This window comes from Roseovarius sp. MBR-51 (genome assembly GCF_053628575.1).
The window spans coordinates 196148-213709 of record NZ_JBRJGQ010000003.1; the positions used below are offsets into that span (position 1 = coordinate 196148).

Annotated in this window: 19 protein-coding genes and 1 tRNA gene; 8 read left to right on the forward strand and 12 right to left on the reverse strand. The window is 63.8% G+C overall.

Going from position 1 to position 17562, the window contains the following annotated elements:
• Positions 1-16: 16 nt before the first annotated feature.
• Entirely contained in the window at positions 17-412 is a 396-nt protein-coding gene (locus tag ACSSVY_RS05495) for a cell division protein ZapA (RefSeq protein ID WP_454268410.1), read from the reverse strand.
• A complete protein-coding gene (locus ACSSVY_RS05500; protein ID WP_454268411.1) occupies positions 405-896 on the reverse strand; it encodes a hypothetical protein in 492 nt (163 codons plus the stop codon). The genes ACSSVY_RS05495 and ACSSVY_RS05500 overlap by 8 nt, the downstream gene beginning before the upstream one ends.
• Before the next feature lie 201 nt (positions 897-1097).
• Here ACSSVY_RS05500 and tkt point away from each other — a divergent pair, with 201 nt between their 5' ends.
• Together tkt and ACSSVY_RS05510 are read left to right on the forward strand one after the other, a co-directional pair.
• Positions 1098-3113, forward strand: coding sequence for a transketolase (tkt, locus tag ACSSVY_RS05505; protein WP_454268412.1), 2016 nt, complete (start codon positions 1098-1100; stop codon positions 3111-3113).
• Between the two features lie 183 nt (positions 3114-3296).
• Positions 3297-4550 carry a DNA polymerase IV gene (locus ACSSVY_RS05510; protein WP_454268413.1) on the forward strand — a complete coding sequence of 418 codons (1254 nt, stop codon included), beginning with the start codon at positions 3297-3299 and terminating at the stop codon, positions 4548-4550.
• A 3-nt stretch (positions 4551-4553) separates the two neighbouring features.
• Here the strand turns inward: ACSSVY_RS05510 and ACSSVY_RS05515 are convergent, their stop codons facing one another.
• A complete protein-coding gene (locus tag ACSSVY_RS05515; RefSeq protein WP_454268414.1) occupies positions 4554-5417 on the reverse strand; it encodes an N-formylglutamate amidohydrolase in 864 nt (287 codons plus the stop codon).
• Between the two features lie 144 nt (positions 5418-5561).
• Here ACSSVY_RS05515 and ACSSVY_RS05520 point away from each other — a divergent pair.
• Together ACSSVY_RS05520 and ykgO are read left to right on the forward strand one after the other, a co-directional pair.
• Positions 5562-5636: transfer RNA gene (locus tag ACSSVY_RS05520), tRNA-Val, on the forward strand.
• 79 nt (positions 5637-5715) lie between these two features.
• Positions 5716-5841 carry a type B 50S ribosomal protein L36 gene (gene ykgO / locus ACSSVY_RS05525; protein ID WP_008282420.1) on the forward strand — a complete coding sequence of 42 codons (126 nt, stop codon included), beginning with the start codon at positions 5716-5718 and terminating at the stop codon, positions 5839-5841.
• A gap of 398 nt (positions 5842-6239) precedes the next feature.
• Here the strand turns inward: ykgO and dapD are convergent, their stop codons facing one another.
• The 7 genes from dapD to ACSSVY_RS05560 form a co-directional block, all read right to left on the reverse strand.
• Complete coding sequence (gene dapD / locus ACSSVY_RS05530; RefSeq protein WP_009818343.1) at positions 6240-7067, reverse strand: 2,3,4,5-tetrahydropyridine-2,6-dicarboxylate N-succinyltransferase; 828 nt, start codon at positions 7065-7067, stop codon at positions 6240-6242.
• Between the two features lie 85 nt (positions 7068-7152).
• Positions 7153-7479, reverse strand: coding sequence for a DUF3775 domain-containing protein (locus ACSSVY_RS05535; RefSeq protein ID WP_454268415.1), 327 nt, complete (start codon positions 7477-7479; stop codon positions 7153-7155).
• 68 nt (positions 7480-7547) lie between these two features.
• Positions 7548-8282 (reverse strand): SDR family NAD(P)-dependent oxidoreductase, encoded by a 735-nt coding sequence (locus tag ACSSVY_RS05540; protein ID WP_454268416.1) that lies wholly within the window; start codon positions 8280-8282, stop codon positions 7548-7550.
• The gene (locus ACSSVY_RS05545; protein ID WP_454268417.1) at positions 8279-8839 is read right to left on the reverse strand and encodes a DUF3833 family protein; all 561 of its coding nucleotides are present in this window, start codon (positions 8837-8839) and stop codon (positions 8279-8281) included. Before ACSSVY_RS05545 ends, ACSSVY_RS05540 begins: the two co-directional genes overlap by 4 nt.
• A gap of 4 nt (positions 8840-8843) precedes the next feature.
• The gene (locus ACSSVY_RS05550) at positions 8844-10085 is read right to left on the reverse strand and encodes an MFS transporter (RefSeq protein WP_454268418.1); all 1242 of its coding nucleotides are present in this window, start codon (positions 10083-10085) and stop codon (positions 8844-8846) included.
• Positions 10082-10837 (reverse strand): DUF1365 domain-containing protein, encoded by a 756-nt coding sequence (locus ACSSVY_RS05555; RefSeq protein WP_454268419.1) that lies wholly within the window; start codon positions 10835-10837, stop codon positions 10082-10084. Before ACSSVY_RS05555 ends, ACSSVY_RS05550 begins: the two co-directional genes overlap by 4 nt.
• Positions 10834-12132, reverse strand: a complete 1299-nt coding sequence (locus ACSSVY_RS05560) for an NAD(P)/FAD-dependent oxidoreductase (protein WP_454268420.1) — start codon at positions 12130-12132, stop codon at positions 10834-10836. The genes ACSSVY_RS05555 and ACSSVY_RS05560 overlap by 4 nt, the downstream gene beginning before the upstream one ends.
• 222 nt (positions 12133-12354) lie before the next feature.
• Between ACSSVY_RS05560 and ACSSVY_RS05565 the strand changes: the two genes are divergently transcribed.
• Together ACSSVY_RS05565 and ACSSVY_RS05570 are read left to right on the forward strand one after the other, a co-directional pair.
• Positions 12355-12930: a sigma-70 family RNA polymerase sigma factor gene (locus tag ACSSVY_RS05565; protein WP_454268421.1), complete on the forward strand. Its 576-nt coding sequence runs from the start codon at positions 12355-12357 to the stop codon at positions 12928-12930.
• 10 nt (positions 12931-12940) lie between these two features.
• Complete coding sequence (locus ACSSVY_RS05570; RefSeq protein WP_454268422.1) at positions 12941-13597, forward strand: ChrR family anti-sigma-E factor; 657 nt, start codon at positions 12941-12943, stop codon at positions 13595-13597.
• 73 nt (positions 13598-13670) lie between these two features.
• Here the strand turns inward: ACSSVY_RS05570 and ACSSVY_RS05575 are convergent, their stop codons facing one another.
• Positions 13671-14888 (reverse strand): bifunctional alpha/beta hydrolase/OsmC family protein, encoded by a 1218-nt coding sequence (locus ACSSVY_RS05575; RefSeq protein WP_454268423.1) that lies wholly within the window; start codon positions 14886-14888, stop codon positions 13671-13673.
• A gap of 204 nt (positions 14889-15092) precedes the next feature.
• Here ACSSVY_RS05575 and ACSSVY_RS05580 point away from each other — a divergent pair, with 204 nt between their 5' ends.
• On the forward strand, positions 15093-15863 hold the full coding sequence (locus ACSSVY_RS05580; protein WP_454268424.1) for a GGDEF domain-containing protein: 771 nt from the start codon (positions 15093-15095) through the stop codon (positions 15861-15863).
• Positions 15864-15946: 83 nt separating this feature from the next.
• Positions 15947-16162, forward strand: coding sequence for a hypothetical protein (locus ACSSVY_RS05585; RefSeq protein WP_454268425.1), 216 nt, complete (start codon positions 15947-15949; stop codon positions 16160-16162).
• Here the strand turns inward: ACSSVY_RS05585 and dddP are convergent.
• Positions 16159-17502, reverse strand: a complete 1344-nt coding sequence (gene dddP / locus ACSSVY_RS05590; protein WP_454268426.1) for a dimethylsulfonioproprionate lyase DddP — start codon at positions 17500-17502, stop codon at positions 16159-16161. The genes ACSSVY_RS05585 and dddP overlap by 4 nt on opposite strands.
• Positions 17503-17562 lie beyond the last annotated feature (60 nt).

Genomic DNA, 17562 nt, shown 5'->3' on the forward strand with positions numbered 1-17562 from the left:
CTGTGTGACAGGTGCCTTAGCCCGCCCGCGCACCGTCCACAGTCTCGGCCAGCGCTTCGGCGCGCGCGGCGATCTCGGCCAGCGTGTCCACCACAGCATCCGGCACCACCGGCACTTCGATCCGTTGCGCCTCTGGGCCAGGCGCATTGCGCAACTGATCCAGCTCCGCTTCTTTCTCGGCCAGCCGATCCTCGGCCTCGCGCAGCTTGTCCTGCAACCCGGCGGTTTTGTCAGCCAGCATCAAACCCGCCATGAGCAACATGCGCGGCTCGGGGATACGCCCGATCTGCGCCGCCAACACGGCGGCCTCCTCATCCAGCATCTTGGCAGCGGCATGCAGGTAATGCTCCTCACCCGCCTGACAGGCCACTTCGAAATTGCGCCCCCCGATCTCGATCTGAACCTCAGGCATCCGATGTCTCCGTTTTGTCGTTCTGGTCTGTTTCTGCGTCAGCCTCGGCAATCACCTGCCCCAAGGCCCCCAGCACCGCCTCCACCTCGCCACGGTCAGCGGTGCGGGCGGCACGCAGCCCCTCCAACTCAGCCATCATGGATTTGTTGATCAGATGCGGCTCGGCCACACCTGCCGCATTGGCGTCGCGCAGCGCTTGATTGTTGTCACGCAACTGCTGATTGGCCTTGCGCAGTGACTGTAGGTCCGCATCCAGCTTGCGCAGGCTTTCGGCCTGCGCGCCCTCCGCCGCGTCCAGCTTGCTGTGCAACGCCTTGATCCGCTCCTGCAACTGCGCATTGGCCAACCGCTCTTCCTCGATCTGCTCATGCAGCTTGCCAAGATATTCAAGATCACCCGCCGCTGTGGGGCGGCCCTCCAGCCCCTGCGCGATGCGGTCCAATGCCGCCGTGATCCGTGCCTGCAACTCGTCTATCTGACTCATCCTCGGAGGTCCTCACTTGTATTGCCCCTATGTCCCACGAATCGCACACTGGGTGGGTTTTGATCAAGTCTAATGAAACCATCACTGAAATGCGCCCCCAATCCCGCTCAAAGCCCCTGATGCACCGCCTCGCGCTTGAACTTCTGCACCGGGCTGGTATGCAACGCGCAGTCATTGCCCCATTCAAAGGATGTCACCCCCGTGGATATCGCTGCCCTCCGCTCTGCCAACCCCGATCATTGGAAAAAGGCCACCGCCATCCGCGCGCTGACCCTCGACGCCGTCGCCGCCGCAAATTCCGGCCATTCCGGCATGCCGATGGGCATGGCCGATGTCGCGACCGTGCTGTTTGAAAAGCATCTCAAGTTTGATCCCAGCAATCCCAACTGGCCCGACCGCGACCGCTTTATCCTCTCGGCAGGACATGGCTCGATGCTGCTCTATTCCCTGCTGCATCTGACCGGCTACGCCGACATGACGCTCGATCAGATCCGCAATTTCCGCCAGTGGGGCGCGAAAACCGCAGGTCACCCGGAATACGGCCACGCCACCGGAATCGAGACCACAACCGGCCCGCTTGGTCAGGGCATCACCAATGCCGTCGGCTTTGCCATGGCCGAGGAAATGCTGCGCGCCCGCTTCGGCACCAAGCTGATGGATCACTACACCTATGTGATCGCCGGCGACGGCTGCCTGATGGAAGGCATCAGCCATGAGGCCATCGGCCTTGCTGGCCGCCACCAGCTGTCGCGCCTCATCGTGCTCTGGGACAACAACAGCATCACCATCGACGGCGCCGTTGACCTTGCCGACCGCACTGATCAGGTGGCGCGCTTCCGGGCCTCCGGCTGGCATGTGATCGAGATTGACGGGCACGATCCCGCAGCCATCGACGCGGCCCTGACCGAGGCCAAGACCACCGATCAACCCACGATGATCGCCTGCAAGACCCATATCGCCCTTGGCCACGCCGCACAGGACACCTCCAAGGGCCACGGCGCGCTGACCAACCCAGAGCAACTGACCGCCGCCAAAGACGCCTATGGCTGGGCAAACGGCCCCTTCGAAATCCCCGCCGATGTCAAATCCGCATGGGAGGCCATCGGCAAGCGCGGGGCCAGCACCTATGCCGCATGGGCCAAGCGGCTCTCCGCGACATCACCGGCCCGTCAGGCCGAGATTGCCCGCATCTTCAACCGCGACATGCCCACCAAACTTTCGGCCCGCATCCGCGCCCTGAAAAAACAGATCAGCGCCGAGGCCCCCAAAGTGGCCACGCGCCAATCCTCCGAAATGGTGCTGGAGGTGGTCAACCCGATCCTGCAAGAAACCGTGGGCGGCTCTGCCGATCTCTCGGGCTCCAACAACACCCGCTCGGGCGATATGACCGTGTTTGACGTGGACAACCGCGCAGGCCGCTACATCCATTGGGGCATCCGCGAACATGGCATGGCCGCCGCGATGAACGGCATGGCGCTGCATGGCGGCATCCGCCCCTATGGCGGCACCTTCATGTGCTTTACCGATTACGCCCGCCCGGCCATGCGTCTGGCCGCGCTGATGAAAATCCCGACCGTGTTCGTGATGACCCATGACAGCATCGGTCTGGGCGAGGATGGCCCGACCCACCAGCCGGTCGAGCATCTGGCAATCAGCCGCGCCACGCCCAACACCTGGGTCTTCCGCCCCTGCGATACGGTCGAGACCGCCGAGGCCTGGGAACTGGCGCTGACCTCCAAGGAAACGCCCTCGGTCCTGTCGCTCACCCGCCAGTCCCTGCCCACCCTGCGGCGCGAGCATAAGGCCAAGAACCTGACCGCCCAAGGCGCCTATGTGCTGGCCGATGCAGAGGGCAAGCGCCAAGCGATTCTGATGGCCACAGGCTCCGAGGTTGAAATCGCCATGAAGGCCCGCGATCTTCTTCAGGCCGAAGGCATCGGCACCCGCGTTGTCTCCATGCCTTGCTGGGAACTCTTCGAGGAACAAGATGACAGCTACCGCAAACGCGTCCTGCCCGCAGGCCCGGTGCGCGTCGCGGTCGAGGCCGCCATCCGCTTTGGCTGGGACCGCTGGCTCTACGGCGAACGCGGCCGCCGCGAAAAGGGCGGCTTTGTCGGCATGCATGATTTCGGGGCCTCCGCCCCTGCCCCCACGCTCTTCAAGGAATTCGGCATCACCGCCGAGGCCGTGGCAGACAAGGTCAAATCCCTGCTCTGAGCGGGGGCTAAACCCAATGAAGAAGCCCGGATGCGCCGCGTCCGGGTTTTTTATTGGCAATGAGATGCCGCGCAGCACGTACCCCCGCGCGGAACAAGGCGCGGTACGCGCCGCCGCGCGGGTGACGACCCGATATCCTCCAACTTGCGCGCCCCCATACCCGAGCCCTACACTCCCCCCATCATGCCCAGCCTCTGCCGCGATTGCCTCACCCGATTCGACACTGCCCGCCGCTGCCCCGCCTGCGGCAGCCCCCGCATCGTGTCCCATCCCGAACTCTTTGACCTCTCCATCGCCCATATGGATTGCGATGCCTTCTACGCAAGCGTCGAAAAGCGCGACAATCCCGAGCTTGCCGACAAGCCGCTGATCATCGGTGGCGGGCGGCGCGGCGTGGTCTCGACCGCCTGCTATATCGCCCGCATCAAGGGCGTGCGCTCTGCCATGCCGATGTTTCAGGCGCTCAAACTCTGCCCCGAGGCGGTGGTGATCAAACCCCGCATGCAGGTCTATGCCGAGGCCTCGCGCGCCATCCGCGCCATGATGCTCGATCTCACCCCCGACGTGGAACCGCTCTCGCTCGACGAGGCGTTTCTCGATCTTACCGGCACCGCGCGCCTGCATGGCGCCCCGCCCGCCGTGATGCTGGCCCGCCTCATCAAGCGGATGCGCGACGAGTTGGGCCTGACCGGCTCCATCGGCCTCAGCCATAACAAGTTTCTCGCCAAGATCGCCTCGGACCTCGACAAACCCCATGGCTTTGCGGTGATCGGGGCCGCCGAGACCGCCGATTTCCTGCGCGACCGCCCCGTCAGCCTGATCTGGGGCGTGGGTCAGTCCACCCTCACAGCACTGAATGACGCAGGCATCCGTAGCTTTGCCGATCTCCTGCGATGGGACCGCCGTGATCTCAACGCGCGCTTTGGCTCCATGGGCGACCGGCTCTGGCATCTGGCGCGCGGAGAGGATCGCCGCCGCGTCTCGGCCAATGCCCCGGTCAAATCCATCTCGAATGAGACCACATTCTTTGAGGACACCCGCGACATTGACCTGCTCGACGGCCATATCTGGCGGCTCGCGGAAAAGGTGGCCGATCGCGCCAAGGCGCGCAGCCTCGCAGGCCGCGTGGTCACGCTCAAACTCAAGCGCACCGATCACAAGCTGCTGACTCGCCGCCACGCCCTGCGCGATGCCACCCAGCTTGCCGATACGCTCTACCGCACCGCCCGCGCGCTCCTAGATCAAGTGCCACCGGGGACCGCCTACCGGCTGATCGGCGTGGGCCTGTCTGACCTCGGGTCAGAGATCGGCGCAGATCGTTCAGGTGACTTGCTGGACCCGCAGGCCGTTCAGCGCGCAGGCGCAGAACGTGCCCGAGACGCGATTCGTGCCAAATTCGGGCCAGATGCAATCGTCAAAGGGCGGTCCCTGCGCTGAACCCTACTCCGCCGCCAAAGGAAGCGCCTCGGCGCGCCCGATCTCGGCGATGTCGCGGATCACGCCCGAGAGCAGGCTGCGGAACGCTTCAAAATTTCCATTCGGGCGGATCAACCGCTCGTTCATATAGAGCGCGCGATCAATCTCTACCTGCACCGCATGCCGCGCGCGCGCAGGCCGACCATAGGCTTGCGTCATATAGGCCCCGGCAAAGGGCGTGTTGCGCGTGACCACCAGCCCGGCATCGGCAAAGGCCGCCTCGATCCTGTCCATCACCGCCCCATCCGCCGCCGCTCCGAACCGATCCCCCAGAACGATCTCAGGCCGCCGCACACCGCGCCGCGCCACCGCATCCATCGCCTCATGCGGCATCGAATGGCAATCTATCAGAATGGACTGACCGAACATCAGATGCGCCTGATCCAACTGCCCTTGCAGCGCCATGTGATAGGGCTTCCAGTAATGCTCGATCCGGTGCTCTGCCTCGGCCATGCTCAGCTTGCCGGAATAGATCGCCTGCCCATTCGCCACGACGCGCGGGATGACCCCAAGTCCCGAGGCCACGCGCGGATTATGCCCCTGCCGCGACACACCGTCGATCAGCGCCGGGTCCAACTCATCACAGCTTCGGTTGAGATCCACATAGGCCCGCGGCGCGCCCGCTTTGAGCAGCGGCGCGCCATAGAGCGGTGCCGACTCGAACAGTTGATCGACGAAAGCATCCTCCGAGGACCGCACCGAATGCTCGTTGAGCGTGGTGCGCCGCAAAAACGTCCACGGGTAATCCCGCCCGCTGTGCGGCGAGGCGAACACCACAGCCGTGGTCCGCCGTTCGGGATGCGTGAGGTGATAGGCGACCTTGGGCATGCGTGATCCTTTCACCCGTGATAATAGACTGAAATTGGTGTTCTAAAAGCCCTTGATCCCCTCTCCGACTCCTTTTATAGACCACCGAACCGGCGCGGATTTCCGCGCCCCTCTTTTTGGGGCAGGCGATCGGCTGGCATTCATGGGCGATTAGCTCAGTGGTAGAGCACTTCGTTGACATCGAAGGGGTCACAAGTTCGAACCTTGTATCGCCCACCATGAATTCACTGTCCCGCACGTGCCGGGACGCCCGCAACCCCAGGCGCTGGCCCGCGCCGCGACAACCGAGGAGACGACCATGAAGGTTCGTAATTCGCTCCGCTCGCTCAAGAACCGGCATCGGGATTGCCGTGTCGTGCGCCGCAAAGGCCGCGTCTACGTCATCAACAAGACCCAGCCGCGTTTCAAAGCCCGTCAGGGCTGAGCCGCGATCAGCCTTGGCTGAGAGATCAAAACCCCGCCCAACCGGCGGGGTTTTTCTTTTGGGATGGCCGCGCCTTGGGTCCGCTTGCCGTGCCGCACGATGGCCAGACCGCGGTTTTGCGATAGAACGGCGGGAACTGTCCGTTTAGGGCCTGTCGCGCCCATCGAAACCACACCCGTCCCGGGCTTGACCCGGGACCTCGCCAAGGCAGTGTAGAGGCCCCAGGCTCGAGGGTCGGGGCAATGTGACCCCGATCAGACGCAACGTGCTTTATCCCCGTAAAATCCGTATGCCCCCACGCGCCGCAGCACATTGCAAAATCGCCAGACCGGGGGGCGGTCTGGCGATCGCGCTGCACCTGCGGTGCTAGTCGTGCGGGCTGCGTCTCAAACCTCGCCTCAATCCCTGAGCAACTCGTTGATCCCGGTTTTGGACCGCGTCTGCGCGTCCACCCGCTTGACGATCACCGCACAGTATAGGTTGATCCCGTTCTTCGACGGCATGCTTCCTGCGACCACCACCGAATAGGGCGGCACTTCGCCATACATCACGGCCCCGGTCTCGCGATCGACGATCTTGGTGGATTTCCCGATGAAGACCCCCATTCCCAGAACCGAGCCTTCACGCACGATACAGCCCTCAACCACCTCAGAGCGCGCGCCGATGAAACAATTGTCCTCGATGATCGTCGGCCCGGCCTGCATCGGCTCCAGAACGCCGCCAATACCCACACCACCCGACAAATGCACATTCTTGCCAATCTGCGCACATGACCCCACCGTGGCCCAGGTATCCACCATCGTGCCGCTGTCCACATAGGCGCCCAGATTGACAAAGGACGGCATCAAAACCACGCCCGGCGCGATATAGGCCGATTTGCGCACGACGCAGTTCGGCACGGCCCGAAACCCGGCGTCGCGCCACTCGGCATCGCCCCAGCCCTTGAACTTGCTGTCCACCTTGTCCCACCAGCCCGCGCCCTGCGGCCCGCCGGCATGGATTTCCATATCCTTGATGCGAAAGCCCAAGAGCACCGCCTTCTTGGCCCATTGGTTCACATGCCACTGACCATCCGCCTGCCGTTCAGCCACCCGCAACGCCCCGCTATCGAGCGCATTGAGCGTCTCCTCAATCGCCTCGCGGGTCTCGCCTCCGGTTGCAGGCGTGATCGTATCGCGCGCCTCCCAGGCGGCCTCGATTGCGGTTTCCAGGGCAGCATTCGACATGGGCATCTCCTCGGGTTTCCATCGCGTGTCCCCCGCCTATAGGGCCAAGCGCGAGCAGGATCAATCCGACCCCACGTCGAAACCCTCAGCCGCCCCGGATCAACTCATCCTCATCATCCGACGCCGACAGACCGAGCGCCTCCAGACCGTTTTCCAGATGATCCGACAGATGTGGCGTGCCCAAGAGGTAATCCGCACAGGGCGTCGTCGCCTCTTCCTCTGCCGTCCGTTTCGCCTCTTCCAGTTCCTCAACCTCGAAACTGCCCCGGCCGATCCACATCACGGCGACCAGACTGGCCTGTTCATCCTCGCTCAACCGCTCGATAAAGGCGCGCAATTCGCCCTCCGCCCGATCAAGCTCGCGCGCCATCAGAACCACCTGCGCGATTTTATGTACCGTGATGTCCAACATCGGACCGCCCTCCTGTTGCGCGTATCTTAGCACAGGAATGACGGGCGCGCAGCCACCCGTCCTTGATCTCACGCAAACAGTCGGTAATAGGCCCAATCCGGTAAAAACCGTGACAAACGAAAGACATAGCTGAAAAATCGCGGGAAATGCCGCTGAAATGCCGCCTCGTCGCACATCAATTCGAACATCTCCTGCGCCGCCGCCTCAGGCGTCATGATAAAGGGCATGCGAAATTGGTTCTTGTCCGTCAGCCGCGTCTTGATGAAACCGGGATTGGCCAGTTGCACCCGTACGCCGCTGCGCCACAGATCAGCGCGCATCGACTCGGCCAGAGACATGACGCCCGCCTTGGACGCCGCATAGCCAATCGCCCCCGGCAATCCACGAAAGCCCGAGAGCGATCCGGTCAACACCACATGGCCCGCGTCCCGCGCCACCATGTCGGGCAAAACCGCGCCAATGACCCGCACCGCGCCGGTGAAATTCACATCCGCCATGGCGACCGCGTCCTCGGGGTTCCACTCGGTCGCGGGCATCGGCCAATAGACACCCGCCAGCCACACCAACCCGTCGATTTGTCCCACCGCGCGCGCCGCTTCGGCCACGCTCGCGTCATCGCGCACATCGACCGGCACCGCACTGGCCCGCCCCGGCAGGCCCGCCACAACCGCGTCAAGCCGCTCGGCACTCCGCGCCGATACGATCACCTCGGCCCCTGCCGCGCTGATCTTCTGCGCGAGCGCGGCACCCAGACCCTCGCTGGCCCCCACCAGCCAATACCGTTTGCCGCGCCAGTCCATCATGCCTCCACCCGGCGCATCACCGCCACCAGTTCCGCCACCTTGATCCCGAACTTGCGGAACTGACTGCGATTGACCACCACGCCATTCGGGGCCAAGTACATCCAGTCGGTCACGCTCAGCACATGACCGCCCGCCTCCTTGGGCAAGCGAATTCGGTAACAAAGCCGCGCCGCCGCCCCCAGCTGCCGTCCGGCACCGGTGCCGACCAAATCGTCGGCCTCTGCCCGAATGCTTCCGTCATTGCCAAGTTCCAGACGCCACTCACGGTCCTGAGAATTACCGCTGTCATAGTCGAAATGCTCGCGCATCACCCCGCGATTGCCCTGCCAGCTTGCCTCGAAATCACCCGTGAACCGCGACGCGACCCGCCCGAGCGGACCATAGATCACGCCCTCGCATTTGATCGCACCGCGCAGATGCTCGCGCAGATCAAACTGCGGCCCCTGCCCCGCGTAATCCTCTGGAACCTGCGCGCCGAACCCCGCAAGCCGCTCCTTGAGCAGCACCAGCGCCAGCATCACCGCCGCCCCCAGCCCTATCCATCCCAAAGCCTCCATCGGATCAGCTCCCTTCCTCAATCGGTGTTCGGGCCAAGAGCGCAATGGCCAAAAGTTTCAACACACACGGCACAGCTCCATAGAGCAGGCTCAGCAGCATCAGCGCCTCACCCGGATTGGCCTGCCCCGCCTCGAACCCGCCCGCTTCCAGCAGTGGCAAGAGCGCCACAGCCGCCAGCGCCAGCGTGAATTTCGACACAAAGGACCAGAGACCAAACCCCTCCGCCGCCCCCGGCGAGACCTGCGCCATCCGCCGCGCGAAGAGCGCGGGCAAAAGCGTCATATCCGCCCCCATCGCCGCCCCGGAGGCCACGCAGATCACGCCAAAGGCCCAGAGATCACCCGCCCCGAGCATGACCGCCCCGGCAAAGGCGGCAATCGACAGGACCATGCCTCCCAAGAGCATCCGCTTGGCCCCAAACCGCTCAGCCAAGGCCCCCCAGACCGGCGCCGCCGCTGCCGCCGACAGGAAAAACAGCAAGAGAAATGGCCCTTCCCATCCCGGCGCTTGCAACCGGCTCTCGACAAAGAACAGGAACAGCGTCGAACTCACCGCCACGGGGGCTGCATTGACCATGGCCACCATCAGCAACCGCCGCGCCACGGCATCGCGCAGCACCGGGCCAAAGCCTGTGCCCGGCACGCCTCCGCAATCCTGCCATTGCCCAACCATGGCCAAACCCGCCAGCCCCGACAAAATCGCAAAGCCAAGGGCAAAACCGCCAAAGCCACCCAAAACCACCGGCGCCACCGCCGCCGCACAAATCCCCAAGAGCGCGCCGGTTTCCCGCCACCGCGCCAGCCGCAAATGCCCCTGCCCCGGCAGCCCCGCCGCCGTGGCCACGCCCTGCGCATAAAAACAGATCGTGAGATAGCTGAAGGCCGAAAACACCAGCACCAGCATCGCCGCAAACCACCAGAGCGGTGCAACAGGCGGCACCACCGCGAACAGGCCCAGCATCGCCGCCGCCATCACCGCAACCGCGACCCAGACGCTCATCGCACGATGCGCGCGCAACCGATCCGACAACCGCCCGAGTAACGGGTCTTGCACCACGTCAATCAGCCGCAGCGCAAAGAGCACCGCCCCCAGCGCGCCCAGTGACACGCCATATTCGTCCACATAGAACTTCGGCGCGTGAATATAGAGCGGCAACCCCGCCGCCGCGAGCATTGCCCCAAAGAGCGCATAGCCCGGCAGACGCGGCGCAACCTGCGCCACGGTCCCGGCGAAAACCGCACTCACCGGCTCACCTCATCGGCGGGCGGCACCGGGCGACTCTGAAACCGCGCGCCCTTCCACCACAGCTTGAACGCCTGCCAATGAATCAGGCCCAGCACCCGCCGCGACCCGAAGGGCCGCCGCAGCATGGCGCGCAGCAGCCCCCAATTGGTCAACCTCCGACGCTGCCCCACCAGCGTCGCGATCACCCCGCCATGGCCACCGCTGAAATCAATCCAGATGCCGATCCGGTCCTCGCGCAGATCGAACCGGAATTCATACCCGCCCTCGATCCGCAGGAACGGCGAGACATGAAAGACCTTCTTTGCCTGCAACCGGTCCTGCGCCGTGATCGGCCCCATGTCATCGCGGTGACACAGATAGGAATGGCGATCCCCATAGGTATTGCTGACCTCGGCGATGATCACCGGCACCTGACCGGCCGCATCGCGACAAATCCAGAAACTCACCGGGTTGAACACATGTCCCAGAATACGCGGCTGTGCCAGCAGCTCGATCCGCGCAGGCGGTGGTATCTGCCGCTCGGCCAACACCTCCCGCACCCACACCGCGCCACGCCCCTGCCCCGGCACCCCGCCGTGATCTGCATCCCAGACCGAGGCGACACCCCGCCGATTGCGCCCGAACAAACGCGGTGCCGAAGCCTCGGTCTCGGCATCCAGCAGCACATAGTCGATCCCATAGCGAAAGGCGTTCTCGATCCCGCCCTTGCGCCCATGCCAGGTATGGCCCGCGATATGGTCGATCCGCCTCATTCCGCCGCCACAGCCGAGGCGGCGCGCGCATAAATCGCTTCGGCCACCTCAAGACCACTTGCCAACCCGTCCTCGTGAAACCCATTCCGCATCCATGCCCCACAAAACCAAGTGTTGCGCCGCCCGTTCATCGCCCGCACGCGGGCTTGTGCCGTCACCGCCTCCAGATCATAGACCGGATGGCGCAGCGTCACCTGATCATAGATCAACTCGTCCCGTATGGGCCGCGTGGTGTTGAGCGTGACGAAATGCGGATCGTCTTCGGGGATCGGTTGCAGGCTGTTCATCCAATAGGTCAAATCAATCTGCCCCGCCCGCTTGACCTTTGCCTCGGTGTAATTCCACGACGACCAGACCGCCCGACGCCGTGGCATCACGCTGGTGTCCGCATGCAGGATGATGTCATTGGGCTGATAGGCAATCGCCCCCACGCTGCCGCGCTCGATCTCATCCGCATCCAAGAGCAGCCGCAGTGCGTCGTCGCTATGCGCCGCAATCACCACGTCGTCAAACTCCTCCCAGTCGCCGCCCTCAGCCCGTACCTCCACACCCTGTGCGAGGCGCCGGATGCCCGCGATTGGCGCGCTCAACCGGATCTCGGCACCCTTGGAGCGCAACGACCGCTCCAGCAGGCTGACATAGGCAACCGATCCACCCACAACCGTATACCACTGATGCTGCTCGCTGTAGCCCAGCAATCCATGCTGCTTGAAAAACGTCACCAGCGCCTGCGCCGGAAACCCCAGCACCTGCTCCACCGGCATCGACCAGATCGCCCCCGAAAAGGGCGTGAGGTAATAGTCGCGGAACGAGCGGCCCAACTTCATCTTGGTGATGAGCCCCTCCATGGTCAGCCCCGGCTCCTTGCAGGCCTCCAACGCCCCTTCGTTGAACCGGAAAATATCCCGCAACATCATCCAATGCGCCGGGTTCATCAAATTTCGGCGCTGAGCGAAAAACGCCCCCGCCCCTTGCAGACCATATTCCAAAGCCCCGCCCCGGAACGACGCCCCAAAACTCATTGTACTTGGCGCAACCGGCACATCCAGACGCTCAAAGAGCGCGTTGAGGTTGGGATAGGTCGCATAGTTGAACACGATAAAGCCGGTATCGACCGGCTGATCCCCGCGCTTGCCCGCCACAATCGTGCGCGCGTGCCCACCCAATCGCGGCTCGGCCTCGAAGACCACCACATGATGCCCATCCGCAAGACGTTCTGCGGCCCCCATACCCGTGATACCTGCACCGATCACGGCAATTTTCTTGCGCGCCGCGGCGCCTGTCTCAAATGGCATGAAGCATTTAACCTGCTAATTTGTGCTCGTGTTTGCAATACGCACCGTCACCTCGAACGGATTACAATGAGTCTGGAAACAAAACGCGGTTTATTTGTGACGAGAGGTGATCCAACCCCGCACTTTCATCGTAAATCTTTCATGCTGAACGAAGCCGTCCTCCTGCGTGACCCTGACCCCTCGCCGGTGCTTGTCACCCGTGTTAAGAGGTCTGCGACAACAATGAAACGGGCAGGACCGGCCAAGGTGACAACGACATGTGAGCGGGAAAACACGGATTGGGTGGCTTGCATCGCGGCCATCCGCGAGACTCAGGACGAGGCCGCCTTTGCCCGGCTCTTTGGGCATTTCGCCCCAAGGGTCAAGGCGTTCCTGATGCGCTCGGGTGCCGATGCTACGCTGGCCGAAGAATGCACCCAAGAGGCGATGGCCGCGCTCTGGCAAAAGGCGCATCTCTTTGATCCATCCCGTGCCTCTGCGGCGACGTGGATCTTTACCATCGCGCGCAACCGCAAAATCGATGCGCTGCGCAAACAAAAACGCCCCGAACCCGAGGATTTGCCTTGGGGACAGGACCCGGAACCAGATCAGGCCGATACGCTCGCCCTGCAACAAGAAAGCGACCAATTGAGCGAGGCGATTGCCGCGCTTCCCCAGAAACAACGCGAGTTGATCGAAAAGGCTTATTTCAGCGATCTCAGCCACTCCGAGATTGCAGCGCAAACCGGCCTGCCTCTCGGCACGATCAAATCCCGCATCAGACTGGCGCTCGACCGCTTGCGCCACACAATGAAGTAAAGTGTATGCCATGACCAGAAAACAGATCACCCACCACCTCAGCGACGCGCTTTTGATGGCCTATTCCGCCGGCAGCTTGCCAGAGGCGTTCAACCTGACGGTCGCCACGCATATCTCCATGTGCGACGAGTGCCGCGCACGGCTCGGCAGTTTTGACAGTCTCGGTGGCGCGCTGATCGAGACCTCCGAAACGGCGGCCTTGGCTCAGGACAGTCTCGCCGCAACCATGGCCCGGATACGCAATGCGCCACCGCAGACGGTGACATCGCCCGCGCGCCCCGCGCCCGGCCTCTTTCCCGCACCGCTGCGCGACTACATCGGCGGCGATCTTGATGCCGTGCGCTGGCGGCCCGTCGGCATGGGGGTGAAACAGGCGATCCTGCCCACCTCTCGCGATGCCACGGCACGTCTGCTCTTTATTCCTGCTGGCGCAGCCGTGCCCGACCACGGCCATCGCGGCACCGAACTCACGCTGGTGCTACAAGGGGCGTTTTCCGACTCGGTGGATTATTTCGGCCCCGGCGACATCGAGATTGCCAATGAGGATCTCGATCACACGCCGGTCGCGGATATCGGTGCCGATTGTATCTGTCTTGCCGCAACGGATGCGCCCTTGCGCTTTCGCGCGCTTATTCCCCGCCTCGCCCAACCGTTCCTGCGGATTTGAGCCAGAGGCTCAGCACCTCTCCCGCCTGTGGACCTCCAGCCATGGGCGGGCGAGGCAAAACCGGCCAAGCCCCCTACGCCTCCTCCAGCCGCGTTTCCACCTGCGACGACCGTTCCAGCGTCCGATGCACCGGGCATCTGTCCGCGATCTCGAGCAATTTAGCGCGCTGATCCTCGCTGAGATCCCCCTCCAGCCGAATGACCCGCGTGAACTTGTCCGCCTTGGCATCGGCACGGGCATCGGCATCCTGCGCATGCACCTTGTCGTGACACACATCGACACTCACATGATCCAGAATCCAGCCTTTGCGCCGCGCATACATCCGGATCGTCATCGAGGTGCAGGCCCCCAACCCCGCCGCCAGAAACCCGTACGGCGACATGCCGCGATCCGTGCCCCCATAGGCAATCGGCTCATCGGCATAGGCATGATGCGTCGGACCAGAATTGATGTCCTGCAAAAACCCGTCGCTATCTGCCTCGCTCACCCGCACCACGCCTTCCGGTGCGCCGGGCGGCGGCGCCGGGACGCGCATATCCAGATAGCGCGGTGCCCAGGCGGCAATCACCTGCGCCGCATATTCGGCATCCTCCGGGCCGGTGATCAGATGATCCGCCCCATCGAGCGTGACAAAACTCTTGGGATGCTTCGCCGCGCGGAAAATCTCTGACGCATTCTCGATCCCCACCACGGCATCGCGCGGCGCGTGCAACACCAATAGGGCCCTGTGCAAACCCGCAATCTTGGGGCCCAACACCTCGGCGCGCACATCCTCGACAAAACCGCGCCCAATGCGAATATCCCGCCCCCCCAGCCGGACCTCGGCCACGCCCTCCGCCTCGATCCGTTCCAGCGCTGCGCCGAAATTTTGCGTCACATGTCCGGGGTCATACGGCGCGCCGATGGTCACAACCGCCCGCGCACTCTTGATCTGCCCCGCCGCAGCCAAGACGGCGGCCCCTCCCAGACTATGCCCGATCAGCAACCCCGGCGCCATGCCGCGTGCCGCGAGCGCCGCCGCCGCACGCTCCAGATCCTCGACATTCGAACTGAACGAGGTGTTCTCGAACTCGCCCCCCGAATGCCCGAGCCCGGTGAAATCGAACCGCAGCACCGCAATCCCCGCCCCCGCCAGTCGCGCCGCGATCCGACGCGCCGCGGGAATATCCTTGGAGCAGGTAAAACAATGCGCAAAGAGCGCCGTCGCCAGATGTGGCCCCTCCGGCAGATCGAGCCGCGCCACTAGGTCATGGCCGCCATGGCCCGCGAATGTCAGGCGTTCGGTGGGCATATCACCTCCTTTATTCTGTCACCCTCAACCCTAGGCAGGTCCGGCAGGCATCGCCACCCTGACCGGCCACCTGTCACGCGAAGGTGAGATATTCACGCATTTGCCTAAAACCCTGCCCATTCTCTGGGCTTTACCGCCACCAAAAGCCACCACTCATTAACCGCTCCGCGCGATCCTGAGACAGGGATTGCGGGAGAGTGGCAGATGAATTGGCAGATTGAAACTCTGGGCGACGTGCGGCGCTTCGTGGCGCTGATCTGCCTAACGGTGCTGGCGGGCGGCGCGCTCTTGCGCGGCCTCGTTCTGCCGCCCGATCTCGCGGCACGCACGCTCATGCCCGACGCGCTCATGGCGCTCATGCTCGCGGCCCCGCTTGCCTATGTCATCGGCCAACGCCTGCAGACCGCCCACCACCGCGCGACGCAGCTTGAACATGCGCTGCACCATGACCCGCTCACCGGCGTGCGCAGCCGCAGCAGCCTCTTTGCCACCGCGCCTGCCTGTCCCGATCGCCCCTGCGCCGTGATCCTCGCCGATATCGATCATTTCAAGGGCTTCAATGACCGCCACGGCCATGCCGCAGGCGATCTCGCTCTGCGCCAATTCGCGGCGATCCTCACCGGCAATTGCCGCGCGATCGACCTCGTCGCGCGCCTCGGCGGCGAAGAATTCGTGATCGTGATGCAGAACACGACCCTTGCCGATGGTCACGCCGCCGCCCGCCGCCTCGCCCACCGCACCCGGCAAAGCCCGGTGTTTCTGGGCACGCGGAGCCTGACCCTTACCGCCAGCTTTGGCGTGGCGCTTCTGCCCCCCGGCGGCACACTCGACACCGCATTGCAACAGGCCGACCGCGCCCTCTATCGCGCCAAGCACGAGGGCCGCAATCGCGCCTATGCTTACGATCCGACCCTCGAGTCCCTGCCAGCAGGTCTGAGCGTCGCACCGGCCCAAACCCATCAAGAAACGTCATGAATAACCCATCATAAATTCGTTTTATGAATTGTTATACTCCGCCTATCCTGGGTCCAGTCATCCCGGACAGAAAGGATCGGATCATGTCCCACGACCTTTGCCCCCCCTACGCGCCTGCCCGCAGCTCCAAGGCCCCGTCAGCCGCCCCCATCGCCGTCATCCTGCTTGCGGCCTTGGTCATTGCGGCACTGGCCCCCGCACCACAGGCGCCAACGGCCCATACCCAGCCCCCGGCATCCGAGGACTGGCACGGCAATGTCATGCGCTCCCATTGGGCAGGCGCGGAACAGCCCCGCTAAGCCGCGCCCATCAACGCCGCATCGAGCGGATAGCGCGTCAGGTTCTCATAGCCATCCTCGGTGATGAGAACCTGATCCTCCAGCTTGATCGAGAAATCATTGCCGACCTCGCTCACCAGCGCCTCGACACAGAGCACCATACCCGGCTCAAGCGCATAGTCGAACGCGCCCGCCACGGCCTTGTCCGCATAGGCCACCAGCGGCCACTCATCACACAGCCCCACGCCATGCATCATGCAGCCGTATTTCTGGGTCTGATATTTCTCCTCCAGCCGATGACAGCCCGCGATCAACTCAGGGATCGTCACACCGGGGCGCAGCATCGCCATATTCGCCTGAATATGCTCCTGAGCATGCTGCATCGCAGCCACCATATCGGGACGCGGGCGCGCGTCACCAATCCACCAGGTGCGGCTGATATCGACGCAAATTCCATAACTGCCGATCAAATCGGTATCAAAGGCCACGATCTCGTTATTTTGCACGATCCGCGGTCCGCATTCCTGAAACCACGGGTTCGTGCGCGGCCCGCTGCTCAGCAACCGGGTTTCGATCCATTCACCGCCGCGCCGGATATTCTCGGCATGCAGCACCGCCCAGATGTCATCCTCGCTTATCCCGCCACCGGGCACAGCAGTCCGCGCAAACCGCTCCATCTCCGCCACCGCCGCCTCGCAGGCATGGCTGGCACAGCGCATCGCCTTGATCTCATCCGGCCCCTTGATCGCGCGGGTCTTTTCCGTGACCTCCTCGCCCTCCATGATTTCCAGCCCCTGCGCCTCGAGCGCGCGCAGCCCGTGCAGCATCACCTTGTCCACCGCCAACCGCCGGTTGCCGGGGCTATGCTCCGCCAAGAGCGCCGCCACATCACGGGCAAAGACATCGGCGGCCACATCCACTTTGTCGCCCCGGTCGAAATAGAACAGATCCGCCCCCGACCGCGCCTCGCGCACCAGCGGGTTGAACCGCGACAGAAACGGCGAGTTCTTGTAGTCCCAGATCACCATATAGCCGTCGGCACAGAGCAGCACGGCCCGAAACGGATTATGCGTGTTCCACAGCTGCATATTGGTGCTGTCGGTCGCATAGCGGATATTGAGCGGATCGAACATCAAGAGCCCGCCATAGTCCCGCGCCACAATCGCTGCCGTCAGCCGCTCCCAGCGAAACTGCCGCATCGTCGGCAGGTCCGGCAATTCCAGCCCCGCCGCCGCCCATTCCCCATAGGCCAGTTGCGTGGGCCCGATTTCCACCCGGTCGGCATCATTGGGCGTGCCATCGCCCAGCATCATACCCCGGCTCGGGTCGATCTTGCGGATGTCGCGGTAATGTCTGTTCATCGGCAGGTCCTCCGATCCCCAGACTGTGACCGGTCCCCCGGCTTGGCGCGCTCAGCCGCG

What these genes read in the sequence shown, in the direction of transcription:
- ACSSVY_RS05495 (WP_454268410.1), bottom strand. Translation starts at nt 412, where the DNA reads ATGCCTGAGGTTCAGATCGAGATCGGGGGGCGCAATTTCGAAGTGGCC.
- ACSSVY_RS05500 (WP_454268411.1), bottom strand. Translation starts at nt 896, where the DNA reads ATGAGTCAGATAGACGAGTTGCAGGCACGGATCACGGCGGCATTGGAC.
- ACSSVY_RS05510 (WP_454268413.1), top strand. Translation starts at nt 3,297, where the DNA reads ATGCCCAGCCTCTGCCGCGATTGCCTCACCCGATTCGACACTGCCCGC.
- ACSSVY_RS05515 (WP_454268414.1), bottom strand. Translation starts at nt 5,417, where the DNA reads ATGCCCAAGGTCGCCTATCACCTCACGCATCCCGAACGGCGGACCACG.
- ykgO (WP_008282420.1), top strand. Translation starts at nt 5,716, where the DNA reads ATGAAGGTTCGTAATTCGCTCCGCTCGCTCAAGAACCGGCATCGGGAT.
- dapD (WP_009818343.1), bottom strand. Translation starts at nt 7,067, where the DNA reads ATGTCGAATGCTGCCCTGGAAACCGCAATCGAGGCCGCCTGGGAGGCG.
- ACSSVY_RS05535 (WP_454268415.1), bottom strand. Translation starts at nt 7,479, where the DNA reads ATGTTGGACATCACGGTACATAAAATCGCGCAGGTGGTTCTGATGGCG.
- ACSSVY_RS05540 (WP_454268416.1), bottom strand. Translation starts at nt 8,282, where the DNA reads ATGATGGACTGGCGCGGCAAACGGTATTGGCTGGTGGGGGCCAGCGAG.
- ACSSVY_RS05545 (WP_454268417.1), bottom strand. Translation starts at nt 8,839, where the DNA reads ATGGAGGCTTTGGGATGGATAGGGCTGGGGGCGGCGGTGATGCTGGCG.
- ACSSVY_RS05555 (WP_454268419.1), bottom strand. Translation starts at nt 10,837, where the DNA reads ATGAGGCGGATCGACCATATCGCGGGCCATACCTGGCATGGGCGCAAG.
- ACSSVY_RS05560 (WP_454268420.1), bottom strand. Translation starts at nt 12,132, where the DNA reads ATGCCATTTGAGACAGGCGCCGCGGCGCGCAAGAAAATTGCCGTGATC.
- ACSSVY_RS05565 (WP_454268421.1), top strand. Translation starts at nt 12,355, where the DNA reads ATGAAACGGGCAGGACCGGCCAAGGTGACAACGACATGTGAGCGGGAA.
- ACSSVY_RS05570 (WP_454268422.1), top strand. Translation starts at nt 12,941, where the DNA reads ATGACCAGAAAACAGATCACCCACCACCTCAGCGACGCGCTTTTGATG.
- ACSSVY_RS05575 (WP_454268423.1), bottom strand. Translation starts at nt 14,888, where the DNA reads ATGCCCACCGAACGCCTGACATTCGCGGGCCATGGCGGCCATGACCTA.
- ACSSVY_RS05580 (WP_454268424.1), top strand. Translation starts at nt 15,093, where the DNA reads ATGAATTGGCAGATTGAAACTCTGGGCGACGTGCGGCGCTTCGTGGCG.
- ACSSVY_RS05585 (WP_454268425.1), top strand. Translation starts at nt 15,947, where the DNA reads ATGTCCCACGACCTTTGCCCCCCCTACGCGCCTGCCCGCAGCTCCAAG.
- dddP (WP_454268426.1), bottom strand. Translation starts at nt 17,502, where the DNA reads ATGAACAGACATTACCGCGACATCCGCAAGATCGACCCGAGCCGGGGT.